Annotated in this window: 10 protein-coding genes and 2 pseudogenes; 6 read left to right on the top strand and 6 right to left on the bottom strand. The window is 75.0% G+C overall.

Annotation, left to right across the window (positions count from 1 at the left end; genetic code table 11):
• Positions 1–18: 18 nt before the first annotated feature.
• Positions 19–402 carry a cold-shock protein gene (locus AC3ET4_RS08795; protein ID WP_319161765.1) on the bottom strand — a complete coding sequence of 128 codons (384 nt, stop codon included), beginning with the start codon at positions 400–402 and terminating at the stop codon, positions 19–21.
• A gap of 187 nt (positions 403–589) precedes the next feature.
• Between AC3ET4_RS08795 and AC3ET4_RS08800 the strand changes: the two genes are divergently transcribed.
• Positions 590–835, top strand: a complete 246-nt coding sequence (locus AC3ET4_RS08800) for a hypothetical protein (RefSeq protein ID WP_431947723.1) — start codon at positions 590–592, stop codon at positions 833–835.
• Here the strand turns inward: AC3ET4_RS08800 and AC3ET4_RS08805 are convergent.
• Positions 805–1,449: an HAD family hydrolase gene (locus AC3ET4_RS08805; RefSeq protein ID WP_431947725.1), complete on the bottom strand. Its 645-nt coding sequence runs from the start codon at positions 1,447–1,449 to the stop codon at positions 805–807. The genes AC3ET4_RS08800 and AC3ET4_RS08805 overlap by 31 nt on opposite strands.
• Before the next feature lie 10 nt (positions 1,450–1,459).
• Positions 1,460–2,353: an HAAS signaling domain-containing protein gene (locus AC3ET4_RS08810; RefSeq protein ID WP_431947727.1), complete on the bottom strand. Its 894-nt coding sequence runs from the start codon at positions 2,351–2,353 to the stop codon at positions 1,460–1,462.
• Between the two features lie 276 nt (positions 2,354–2,629).
• Here AC3ET4_RS08810 and AC3ET4_RS08815 point away from each other — a divergent pair, with 276 nt between their 5' ends.
• Together AC3ET4_RS08815 and AC3ET4_RS08820 are read left to right on the top strand one after the other, a co-directional pair.
• Positions 2,630–5,053: a helicase-associated domain-containing protein gene (locus AC3ET4_RS08815; RefSeq protein ID WP_431947729.1), complete on the top strand. Its 2,424-nt coding sequence runs from the start codon at positions 2,630–2,632 to the stop codon at positions 5,051–5,053.
• 140 nt (positions 5,054–5,193) lie between these two features.
• Complete coding sequence (locus AC3ET4_RS08820; protein ID WP_431947731.1) at positions 5,194–6,825, top strand: DNA repair helicase XPB; 1,632 nt, start codon at positions 5,194–5,196, stop codon at positions 6,823–6,825.
• Positions 6,826–7,014: 189 nt separating this feature from the next.
• Here the strand turns inward: AC3ET4_RS08820 and AC3ET4_RS08825 are convergent, their stop codons facing one another.
• Positions 7,015–7,188 carry a hypothetical protein gene (locus tag AC3ET4_RS08825; protein ID WP_431947733.1) on the bottom strand — a complete coding sequence of 58 codons (174 nt, stop codon included), beginning with the start codon at positions 7,186–7,188 and terminating at the stop codon, positions 7,015–7,017.
• 260 nt (positions 7,189–7,448) lie between these two features.
• On the opposite strand from AC3ET4_RS08825, the gene AC3ET4_RS08830 reads away from it, so the two are divergent.
• A complete protein-coding gene (locus tag AC3ET4_RS08830) occupies positions 7,449–9,509 on the top strand; it encodes a HelD family protein (protein WP_431947735.1) in 2,061 nt (686 codons plus the stop codon).
• An 8-nt stretch (positions 9,510–9,517) separates the two neighbouring features.
• On the opposite strand, the pseudogene AC3ET4_RS08835 reads toward AC3ET4_RS08830, so the two are convergent.
• Positions 9,518–9,847 (bottom strand): annotated as a pseudogene (locus AC3ET4_RS08835) (N-acetylmuramic acid 6-phosphate etherase); the annotation flags it as partial.
• Positions 9,844–10,679, bottom strand: a pseudogene (locus tag AC3ET4_RS08840) (MurR/RpiR family transcriptional regulator). The pseudogenes AC3ET4_RS08835 and AC3ET4_RS08840, both read right to left, overlap by 4 nt.
• Before the next feature lie 144 nt (positions 10,680–10,823).
• Between AC3ET4_RS08840 and AC3ET4_RS08845 the strand changes: the two are divergent.
• Positions 10,824–11,210 carry a hypothetical protein gene (locus tag AC3ET4_RS08845; RefSeq protein WP_431947737.1) on the top strand — a complete coding sequence of 129 codons (387 nt, stop codon included), beginning with the start codon at positions 10,824–10,826 and terminating at the stop codon, positions 11,208–11,210.
• Between the two features lies 1 nt (position 11,211).
• Positions 11,212–11,495: DUF4031 domain-containing protein (locus tag AC3ET4_RS08850; protein WP_431947739.1), on the top strand; the 284-nt coding region annotated here is incomplete at its 3' end.

Consider the following 11,495-nt stretch of genomic DNA (forward strand, 5'->3'; position numbering starts at 1 on the left):
CCCGCACCCGGGCAGGGCTCAGACGTCCAGCTGGTCGGCGACGACGCGCAGGACGGAGGCGATCTTGTGGCCGTGGGCCTTGTCCGGGTAACGACCGCGCTGCAGCGAGCGGGCGACGTCCTCCAGCAGCGTGGTGAGGTCCTGCACGATGGGCAGCAGCTCGTCGGGCTTGCGCCGCTGCGCGGCCGCCACGGAGGGCGCCGGCTCCAGCAGGGTCACCGAGAGGGCCTGGTCGCCGCGTTGCCCGGCGACCACCCCGAACTCGACGCGCTGCCCGGGCTTCAGTGTGGCCACGCCGTCCGGCAGGACGGAGGAGTGGACGAAGACGTCGCCGCCGTCGTCGCGGGAGAGGAAGCCGAAGCCCTTCTCGCTGTTGAACCACTTGACCTTGCCGGTAGGCACCGTCCGACCTCGTCCTCGCTGTAGACACGAAAAAGCTCTTGGATAGCAAGACAGCGGGTCCTCTGGCAGACCCGCCGTCCATAAGGCTAATGGCCCAGGGGCGTGTGACAAGACTTTGCGGAGCTGCCGCTCCCGGCCGTCATCCGGCCGGTGCGCTGCGACTTCCCCGGCGATCTACCCTGGTCGGGTGACCAACGAAACCCGGAAACCCGGCGATCTCCTCGTACGCGTCGGCGCCGCCGTCTTCGTCGTCGGCGCCCTCGGCACCCTGGCCACCGTGGCCCCGCTCTTCCTGGGGTCCGACCCGCTGCCGACCGCCGCCTACCTGGTGTCGATGCTCATGGGCGTCGGCTTCGCGCTGGGCCTGGCCGGGCTGCTGCGCTCCGCGCGGGCACAGAGCCGTCAGGCGACGGCGTCCGGTCCCGGGAGGTAGGCGGCGAACCAGGCGGGGAACTCCGTCAGGTCGGTGAGCACGACGTCCGCGCCGGCGGCGCGCAGCTCGTCCGCCGCGACCGGTCCCGTGGCCACCGCCACGGACAGCGCCCCGGCAGTCCGGGCTCCGACGACGTCCCCCACGTGGTCCCCGACGTAGACCGCCGCCCCGTACTCGGTCAGCGCCTCCGCCTTCGCCTCGGCCCACAGCCAGCCGCGCACCTCGTCGGCCTCGATGCCCAGGTGCGTGAGGTGCAGCTTGGCGTTCGGCTCGTGCTTCGCGGTGACGACGACGACCCGGCCGCCCGCGGCATGCACGGCGGCGACGGCCTCGCGCGCGCCGGGCATGGCCGGGGTGGGGGCGACGGCGAACTCGGGGTAGAGCTCGCGGTAGCGGTCGGCGACCGCGGGGACGTCCTCCGCCGGGAACCAGTGCGCCAGCTCCCAGTCGAGCGGCGGCCCGAGGCGGGTCACGGCGAGCGCGGCGTCGATGAAGACGCCGGTCTCCGCCGCGAGGCGCTCGTACACGGCCCTGATGCCGGGCCGTGAGTCGATCAGGGTCATGTCGAGGTCGAACCCGACCGTGATCGGGGACGTCTGCGGGGAAACGGGCATGGCAGCCACCCTAACGAGGGGACCGGCCGGCCCTGCCGCCCCACCAGAGCAGGAAGGCGGCGGAGGCGACCGCCGCGATCCGCACGACGACGGGCAGCGCGTCCGCGAGCGCGGTGGCCACGCCCCCCTCGGGGATCGGCTCGCCCCACCGCCCGGCGAAGCGGCCCCAGACCCAGACCAGCGCGCCCCCCGCCGTCAGCCCCGGCAGGCCGAGCGCGGCGAACCGGGACGCGCGGCGGGACAGGCGGCGTGAGCCGTACGCCACGGCCCAGCCGGCGAGGAGGGCGATCCAGGAGCCGAGGGCGGCGCCGGCGAGCAGCAGGAGCGCGGCGGCGGTCTCCAGGAAACCGGCTCGCCACCGCCGCCGCCTCGCGCGGCGCTCGGCGGGGGCGGTGTCCTGCTCGGCGTCCGGCGCGGAGTCGGGATCGGAGCCGGGCTCCGGTTCCTTCTGCCCGGCGAAGCGGGCGGCGGCCGCCGCCTCCTCCTCGGGAACCTGCGGGATGAGCAGGCCGCCGGTCATGCCGGGGAGCCCGTCGAGTTCGTCGCCGGGGACGGGCCTGCGCGGCGGGGCGGCGGACGGGGGCGGCGTGCGCTGCTCGGGCAGCCGCCACCACTGCGGCTCCGGGGGCACGGGTGCCTGCGGCGCCTGCGGGGGCGGCGCCTGGGCGGCGCGGGGCGCGGGGACGGCGGCGGCATCCTGCACCACCGTGTCGGGCGCGCCCATCCGTCCCAGGATCCGCCGCACCACGGCCGGGTTGTCACTGCCGCGCCGCTGCCGGTCTATGTCCTCGCGCAGCTGTGCCACGAGGTCCCGCCGGCGGTCCGCCGGCAGGGACGTCTGCGCCAGGTCCCCCACCTTGCTGAGGTAGTCCAGTACCAGCCGGTCGCTCTCCTCCGCACCCATGCGCCGACGCTATCGCCCTCCGGGCCGGCCGTGGGGTGGGGTCGGGTGCACGTCACCCCCGGCCCGGCGCCCCCGGCGCACACGACGCCGCAGGGGCGCGGGAAGGGCGCACGGAGCGGGCGGGGAGGCCGCGCTGGGTGGGGTCCGCCCATGGGACAGGCGCCGCGCCTGCGCACCGTCCGCAGCTCACCCTGCGGGCTCGCGGCGCACACGCCGGGGGAGAACCGGGGCCCGGGCCCGCCGTGGGCGGGGGCGGGCCGGGCTAATGTGGGGGAGATGAGCACTGACGGCCCCGCGGCGGCGCCGCGCACGCTCGCGGAGGACCTGCGCGCCCGCGGCGACGAAGCGTTGACCGCACTGCTCCGGGCGCGCCCGGACCTGCTGAACCCGGTCCCCAACGACCTCTCGCAGCTGGCGACCCGGGCCGGCACCCGGGCTTCCGTCGTCCGCGCCCTCGAACGCCTGGACCGGTTCACCCATCAGACCGCCGAGGCGCTCGCCGTGGCGCCGGACGGCGCGCCCTACGAGGCGCTCGCCGCTCTGATGGGCCCGGAGGCGGCGGAGGCGCTGCCCGGCGCCGTGGCGACGCTGCGGACCCAGGCGCTGCTGTGGGGCTGCGAGGAGCGGCTGCGCCTGGTGCGCACCGCGCGGGACCTTCTGGCCCCGACCGCGGGAAGCCCCTCGCCGACCGGCCTGGGGCCGACGGTGGCGGAGGCGACGTCCGGCATGTCGCCGACGCGGTTGCAGCAGGTCCTCGCGGGGGCCGGGCTGCCGCCGACGCATGACCCGGTGAGCGCGGTGGAGGCGTTGACCTCGCTCTTCGTCGACCGGGCGCGTATGGCGGCGCTGCTCGACGGGGCGCCCCCGGAGGCGGGGGCGGTGCTGCGCAAACTGATGTGGGGTCCGCCGTACGGGGAGGTGGCGGACGTGTCGTCGCCGCCGCCCCCGGTGACCTGGCTGCTGGAGCGGGGGCTGCTGCTGCCGGCCGGGGCGCGCAACGTCGTCCTCCCCCGCGAGGTGGCCCTGCATCTGCGCGAGGGCAGGGCGCACCGGTCCGTCGAGCCGGCGGCGCCCGCGGTGGAGGCGAAGGAACACGATCCACAGGCTGTGGACAGGACCGCCGCGGGCCAGGCCTTCACGGCCGTCCGCACGGTCGAGGAGCTGCTGAAGCAATGGGAGACCGGCGGCCCGCAGGTACTGCGCGCCGGCGGGCTGAGCGTGCGGGATCTGAAGCGGGTGGCCACGGCGCTGGACGTGCCGGAGCCGCTGGCCGCGTTCTGGCTGGAGCTGGCGTACGCCGCGGGCCTGGTCGCAGCGGACGGAGAGGTGGACGAGGCGTACGCGCCCACCCCTGCCGCCGACGCGTGGCTGGCGCTGCCCGCCGAGGACCGGTGGGCGGAGCTCGCGACGGCGTGGCTGGCCGCCACCCGGGTGCCCGGCGTCGTCGGCACGCGGGACGCGAAGGGCCGCGCGCTGGCCGCCCTCGGCCCGGACCTGGACCGATCGCTCGCGCCCGAGGTGCGCCGGCGGACGCTGGAGCTGCTGGCCGCGCTCCCCGATGGCGCCTCGGCGGACGGGGACGCGCTGCTGGCCCGGCTGCGCTGGGAGCGCCCGCTGCGGGGCGGCGCCGCGCTGGACCCGTTCCGGGCCGACCTGGTGCGCTGGACGGTGTCGGAGGCCGAGCTGCTGGGCATCACCGGCCGCGGCGCGTTGTCGGCGCACGGTCGTGCGCTGCTGCACCGCTCCGGGGACGCGGCGGCGGCGCTGCTCGGGCCGCTGCTGCCGGAGCCGCTGGATCATGTGCTGCTCCAGGCGGATCTGACGGCGGTCGCGCCGGGCCCCCTGCAGCCGCATCTGGCCGAGACCCTGCACGTGCTGGCGGACGTGGAGTCCAAGGGCGGCGCGACGGTCTTCCGCTTCACCCCGGAGTCGGTGCGCCGGGCGCTGGACGCCGGACGTACCGCCGCCGACCTGCACGCCTTCCTCGCGGCGCATTCCCGAACGCCCGTGCCGCAGCCGCTGAGCTATCTCGTGGACGACGTCGCCCGCCGGCACGGCCGGCTGCGCGTCGGTGCTGCCTCGGCGTATGTGCGCTGCGACGACGACGCCCTGCTGAGCGAGCTGCTGGCCGACCGCCGGGCGGCCGGCCTGGGGCTGCGCCGGCTGGCGCCGACGGTGCTGGCCGCCCAGAGCGATCCGGCGACGCTGCTGGAGCGGCTGCGCGCGCTGGGCCACGCGCCGGCCGCGGAGTCCGCCGAGGGCGATGTGCTGATCACCCGGGCGGATGCCCGGCGCACCCCGCCGCGCAGCGCACCGGTGCCCGTGGTGGACGGTCCTCCGGCCCCGGACGCGACGCTTCTCGGGGCGGCCGTGAAGGCGATCCGGGCCGGCGACCGGGCCTCGACCGCGGTCCGCCGGGAGCACGCGGGCCGGCCTGCCGTCGACGGCCACGGCCACGGGCGGCTGCCCCGTACGGCCGCGGCCGAGACGCTGGCGACGATGCAGGCGGCGGTGCTGACCGGCGAGTCGGTGTGGATCGGCTACGTCAACGCGGAGGGCGCGGCGAGCCAGCGCGTGATCGGCCCGATGCGGGTGGAGGGCGGCTTCGTCACCGCGTACGACCACACCGCCGACGAGGTGCGCACCTTCGCGCTGCACCGGATAACCGGTGTCGCCGAGCTGGCCGACGACCCGGCCTGACCCCCGTAGACCGACCGACCGAGCCCGGCCGCGGGATCGATCCGGGGGACCGGGGCGTTTGCCTCCGGGGATGGGGGACCATGGATAGTTCAACCCCGGCCCCTGCCCCGGTCCCGGCCCGCCCCTTCGCGGAGGTTTGTGTGTCCTGCCTGATCGTCCAGAGCGACAAGACCCTGCTCCTGGAGGTCGATCACGAGCTCGCCGAAGCGTGCCGGCGTGCCATCGCCCCCTTCGCGGAACTCGAGCGCGCGCCCGAGCACATCCACACCTACCGGATCACGCCGCTGGGGCTGTGGAACGCCCGCGCCGCCGGGCACGACGCGGAGCAGGTCGTGGACGCGCTCGTGCAGTACTCCCGCTACCCGGTGCCGCACGCACTGCTGGTGGACGTCGCCGAGACGATGGCCCGCTACGGGCGGCTGACGCTGAGCAAGCACCCGGCGCACGGCCTTGTGCTGACCAGCACGGACCGCCCCGTGCTGGAGGAGGTGCTCCGCTCGAAGAAGATCGCGCCGCTGGTGGGCGCCCGGCTCGACCCGGACACGGTGGTCGTCCACCCCTCCGAGCGCGGCCAGATCAAGCAGGTGCTGCTGAAGCTGGGCTGGCCGGCCGAGGACCTGGCCGGCTACGTGGACGGCGAGGCGCACCCGATCGAGCTGGACCAGAACGGCTGGAAGCTCCGCCCCTACCAGGAGCAGGCGGTGGAAGGCTTCTGGCACGGCGGCTCCGGCGTGGTGGTGCTGCCCTGCGGCGCCGGCAAGACGCTGGTGGGCGCGGGTGCGATGGCGCAGGCGAAGGCGACGACCCTGATCCTGGTGACGAACACGGTCTCCGCCCGGCAGTGGAAGCACGAGCTGGTGAAGCGGACCTCGCTGACCGAGGACGAGATCGGCGAGTACAGCGGCACCCGCAAGGAGATCCGCCCGGTCACCATCGCCACCTACCAGGTGCTGACGACCAAGCGGAAGGGCGTCTACTCGCACCTGGAGCTCTTCGACTCCCGCGACTGGGGTCTGATCGTCTACGACGAGGTGCACCTGCTGCCGGCGCCGGTCTTCAAGTTCACCGCGGACCTCCAGGCCCGCCGCCGGCTCGGCCTGACGGCGACGCTGGTGCGCGAGGACGGCCGCGAGTCGGACGTCTTCTCGCTGATCGGCCCCAAGCGCTTCGACGCGCCGTGGAAGGAGATCGAGGCGCAGGGCTACATCGCGCCCGCCGACTGCGTGGAGGTGCGGGTCAATCTGACGGACTCCGAGCGGCTGGCGTACGCGACCGCCGAGCCGGAGGAGAAGTACCGGTACTGCGCGACGACGGAGAGCAAGCGCAGGGTCACCGAGGCGCTGGTGGCCAAGCACCGCGGGGAGCAGACGCTGGTGATCGGCCAGTACATCGACCAGCTCGACGAGCTGGGCGAGCACCTGGACGCGCCGGTGATCAAGGGCGAGACGACGAACGCACAGCGCGAGAAGCTCTTCGACGCCTTCCGGCAGGGCGAGATCTCGGTGCTCGTGGTCTCCAAGGTGGCCAACTTCTCGATCGACCTGCCGGAGGCGACGGTCGCCATCCAGGTCTCGGGCACGTTCGGTTCGCGGCAGGAGGAGGCCCAGCGCCTGGGCCGGGTGCTGCGCCCCAAGGCGGACGGCCACGAGGCCCGCTTCTACTCCGTGGTCGCCCGCGACACCATCGACCAGGACTTCGCCGCACACCGGCAGCGGTTCCTGGCCGAGCAGGGGTACGCGTACCGCATCGTCGACGCGGACGAGCTGCTCTAGCTCCGGGGCCGTGACGTCAGCTCCGGGGTCGTGACGTCGTGCCTTCTGCTCGAGGCGGCGCCGCCGGGCCCCGCTTCCGGTGGTCGCGAACCGGCACCTCGGGAGCCTTTGGACGGCTTCGCCCGAGGCATGGCGTCGCGGCCCTGACTCTCGCTCTGGGCGCCGCGCCCGTCCGGCCGGCCCGCCGCGTCAGTCGCGCGCGGCGGTGCCGTCCTGGCCCAGCACCACGACCCGGAAGGCCGTGGCGACGAACACCCGGACCGCGCGCAGCGCGTCCCCCACAGGGTGGACCGGATGCCGGTGCGTGGCGTCCTCGGCGAGGGCGCTGCTGCCGTGGACAGCGGAGACCATGGGGCGTGCCATGCCCCCAATGTACGCATATGTGATGCTTTGGGCAGAGGTTTGGGCGGCCGGCGCCGGGAAAACCGGTTAGCGCCACGCGTCGCGCAGGCGTAAGATCCTGCGTCTTGCCGCCCGCCCCCCGCAGGGGCGGCGCCGCCGGCCGGACGGAAACCGGTCGGCCCGTGTCGAATCCGTATCAGGACAGCGCCCCGCCCCGTGCCCCCGCGCGCGCCGGTCGGGGGCCGGCTGAGCCATGCCCTACGTGCCGCCGGAGGCAACCCGTGCCAGGGGAACGATCCCTCACCGCCGACAATCCGCTCGACCGCGAACGCGCCCACCTCGCCGCGTCCCGCTCCGCCCTCCGCGCGATGCGCGCCGACGTCGAAGCCCTCGACATCAGGGATGTGACCGCCAACTGGGTGAACGCGGAAGTGCTGCAGTCCGAGATCGACGCCCGCATCAAAGCGCTCGCCGATCTTGCGCACACCCCGCTCTTCTTCGGCCGCCTGGACTACGAGAAGGGCGAGGCCTTCGGCGGGGAGGAGGTGGGCCACCGCTTCTACATCGGCCGCCGCCACGTCCACGACGCGGACGGCGACCCCATGGTCATCGACTGGCGCGCGCCGGTCTCGCAGCCCTTCTACCGGGCCTCCCGCACCGACCCGCAGGACGTCGCGCTGCGCCGCCGCTTCGGCTACACCGGCGGGGAGCTCACCGCCTACGAGGACGAGCACCTCACCGACCCGGCCGAGGCGCAGACCTCCAGCAAGCTGCTCCAGCGCGAGATCGAGCGGCCGCGCGTCGGCCCGATGCGGGACATCGTCGCCACCATCCAGCCCGAGCAGGACGAGATCGTCCGCGCCGAGGTCGGCGGGACGGTCTGCGTGCAGGGCGCGCCCGGCACCGGGAAGACCGCCGTCGGCCTGCACCGGGTGGCGTACCTCCTCTACGCGCACCGCGAGCGGCTCGCCCGTTCGGGCACCCTCGTCGTCGGTCCCAACGCGTCCTTCCTGCACTACATCGAGCAGGTGCTGCCCGCGCTGGGCGAGCTGAGCGTCCAGCAGGCCACGGTCGACGACCTGGTCGCCCACGTCCCGGTCAAGGGCGCCGACTCGGCGGCCGCCGCCGGCGTCAAGGGCGACGCGCGCATGGCCGAGGTGCTGCGGCGGGCGGTCCGCTCCGGCATCCGGATGCCCACCGAGCCGGTGGTCGTGGTGCGCGGCTCGCGCCGCTGGCGCGTCCCGGCGTACGAGGTGGAGGAGCTGGTCCGCGAGCTCATGGCGCGCGACATCCGCTACGGCGCCGCCCGAGAGGCGCTGCCGCAGCGGATCGCGCACGCCGTGCTGGTCCGGATGGAGGCGGCCGGGGAGGCCCCCGACGACCGGGTGCAGGACGCGGTCGCACGCAACGCGGCGGTCAAGGCGGCCGTCAAGGAGCTGTGGCCGCCGGCGGACCCGGCGAAGACGGTGCTGCGACTGCTGTCCGACCCGGAGTTCCTGGCCGCCTGCGCCGAGGGCGTGCTGACCGAGGAGGAGCAGAAGCAGATCCTGTGGGAGAAGCCCGCCCGCTCGGTGGCCTCCGCGAAGTGGTCGGCAGCCGACGCCGTGCTGGTCGACGAGGCCCACGATCTGGTGCACCGCACGGCCTCGCTCGGCCACGTCGTGCTGGACGAGGCGCAGGACCTCTCCCCCATGCAGTACCGGGCGGTGGGCCGCCGCTGCTCCACCGGCTCCGCGACCGTGCTGGGCGACCTCGCCCAGGGCACGACCCCGTGGGCGACCGGGACCTGGGACGAGGCGCTCACGCACCTCGGGAAGCCCGATGCCCGGATCGAGGAGCTGACCCAGGGTTTCCGCGTTCCGCTGGAGGTCATCGCCTACGCGTCCCGGCTGCTGCCGCAGATCGCCCCCGGGCTGAAGGAGGCGACCTCGGTCCGGGAGAACCCCGGCGCCTTCTCGGTGACCGAGGTCCCGGCGGACGGGCTGACCGAGGCCGTGCTGGACGCCTGCCGCCAGGCGCTGGACCGGGAGGGGTCGATCGGCCTGATCGCGGCCGACGCGCGCCTGCCCGTGCTGGCGGAGGCGCTGGCGGCGGCCGGGCTGCCGTATCTGTCTCCCGGCCAGGAGACCACGCCGGAGGTACGGCTCACCCTCGTCCCCGCCTCGCTGGCCAAGGGTCTGGAGTACGACTACGTGGTCCTGGACGAGCCCGTCGCGGTCGTCGACGGCGAGCCCGACGAGCGCACCGGCCTGCGCCGCCTGTACGTCGCGCTCACCCGTGCGGTCTCGGGCCTCGCCGTCCTCCACGCGGCGCCCCTGCCGGAGGCCCTTCGGCTGCCCTGATCCACCGCAGGTCCGCCGGCGACGAGCCCGCTGACCCGGCCCGGAGCGGTGTTGAAGGTCGGCGGGCACTCGCCGGCGTCGGGCACCCCGAGCCGTCCCGCGGTGCCCGCGCCCGCGTGGACGAGGCGGCCGCCGCGGGCCGTGCGCGCGACGATGGCGTCGATTGCGGTGGCGACTGCGGGCAGTTCCGCCGCGACGGCGGCCGGGACGGTGGCGTCCTCGGCGTTCATCAGCGTGGCGATGTCCAGCATCGGGAGCCGGTCGACCTCGGCGAGCTCGGCGCGGAAGCCCTCGGTGGCGAGGCGGTCCAGCTCGCGGCGGAGCTCGGCGTGCGTCATCGCTGGTGGCTTCTTCGCGGGCTGTGGCGTTGGGCGAGGGCCTCGTACGAGGCGGACAGCGCCGGGGCGGCGGTGTCGTAGGTGCGCTGGGCGACGCCGACGAACAGGCAGTCCACCACCAGCAGCTGACTGGTGCGGCTGGCCATGGCGGCGGGGCGCAGTGCGCTCTCCCGGCCGCTGGAGGTGAGCAGCACATGGTCGGCGTAGCGGGTGACGGTGCCGTCCGCCCGGCCGGTCACGGCGATGGTGGTGGCGCCCCGATCGAACGCGGCGCGCAGCGGTTCGACGACGTCGTGGGTGTGCCCGGAGTGCGTGACGGCCACGGCCACGTCGCCCTGACGCAGTTGGACGGCGTTGGTGAGGGTGAGGTGGGGGTCGCCCAGGGCGTGCGCGACCAGGCCGATGCGCAGCAGCTTCTGCACCAGGTCCTGGGCGACCAGACTCGACGCCCCTATTCCGTAGACGTCGATGCGGCGGGCGGCGGCCAGCGCGCCCACCGCCGCCTCCAGTTGGGCCACGTCCAGTTGGGCCGCGGTGTCGGCCAGGCACCGCTGCTCGTCCAGCGCGAGCTTGGCGACCACGTCGGCCGGCGGGTCGTCCACCGCGATTCCGGGGTGACGGCGGGAGGGGCGCCGGCCTCCTCCCGGGCGGCCAGCGCGGCCAGTGCGAGCCGCAGGTCCCGGTAGCCGGGGTAGCCCAGCAGCCGCGCGGTGCGCACCACGGTGGCCTCGCTCGTCCCCGCGCGGGCCGCGAGCGCCGTCACGGTCAGCCGGGAGCAGCCCGCCGGGTCCTCGGCCACGGCCTGCGCGACGGACCGCATCGACCGGGGCATGGAGGGGGCCAGGGTCCTGACTCTGGCGGCCAGCCCCCCGGCGTCGAAGGTTTCCTTCAGTGTCTCGGCCACGGACGAAAGCTATTTTTCGGCTGCTGACGGCGTCAAGAACGCCCGCCCGGCGGGGTGGTCCACAATGGGGCCATGGATCCTGACGCACCCGGTTCCTCCGCCGGCCTGGAGGCGGCCCTGCACGGCGCCCGCGCGCTCGTCCTCGCGGACCTGTCCGCGACGGGCGTGGCCGACGCCGACGTCGTCTCGCTCGTGGAGGACGCCGTCTCCCAGCGCCGCTGGTGGGTGGAGCAGTGGCCCGACGGCGCCGCGTTCGTCGCGGGGCTGGTCGCCCAGGACGTCAAGGACGCCCTGCTGGAACGCATGGGCCGCTGGCCGCTCTGCCCGCGCTGCGCCGACCCCCACGGCCTCGATGTGGAGCCCGAACTCGGCCCCGACCCGCACTGGGTGTGCGAGTCGCTCGGCGAGGCCATCGCCCCCGTCGGCGCCCTGTCCGCCGCCCTCGGCGGTCCGCGCTGAGGTGACCGTCTACATCGACCCGCCGACGTGGCCGGGCCACGGCCGCATGTGGTCCCACCTGGTGAGCGACACCTCCTATGAGGAGCTCCACGCCTTCGCCGCCGCCATAGGCGCGCCGCGCCGGGCCTTCGACGGCGACCACTACGACCTGCCCAGCGAGCGCTACGCCTCGGCCGTCGCCGCGGGCGCCGTCCAGGTCGGCAGCAAGGAACTGCTGCGCCACCTCACCGCGGCGGGTTTGCGCCGTCCCAAGCGCAGGTCCCCCCAAGGTGAGGCCGGCCGGAC

The sequence above is a fragment of the Actinacidiphila sp. bgisy167 genome (assembly GCF_057707665.1).

Coding starts and splice junctions, on each gene's coding strand:
- AC3ET4_RS08825 (WP_431947733.1), bottom strand. CDS start 7,188: ATGGCACGCCCCATGGTCTCCGCTGTCCACGGCAGCAGCGCCCTCGCC.
- AC3ET4_RS08845 (WP_431947737.1), top strand. CDS start 10,824: ATGGATCCTGACGCACCCGGTTCCTCCGCCGGCCTGGAGGCGGCCCTG.
- AC3ET4_RS08815 (WP_431947729.1), top strand. CDS start 2,630: ATGAGCACTGACGGCCCCGCGGCGGCGCCGCGCACGCTCGCGGAGGAC.
- AC3ET4_RS08805 (WP_431947725.1), bottom strand. CDS start 1,449: ATGCCCGTTTCCCCGCAGACGTCCCCGATCACGGTCGGGTTCGACCTC.
- AC3ET4_RS08810 (WP_431947727.1), bottom strand. CDS start 2,353: ATGGGTGCGGAGGAGAGCGACCGGCTGGTACTGGACTACCTCAGCAAG.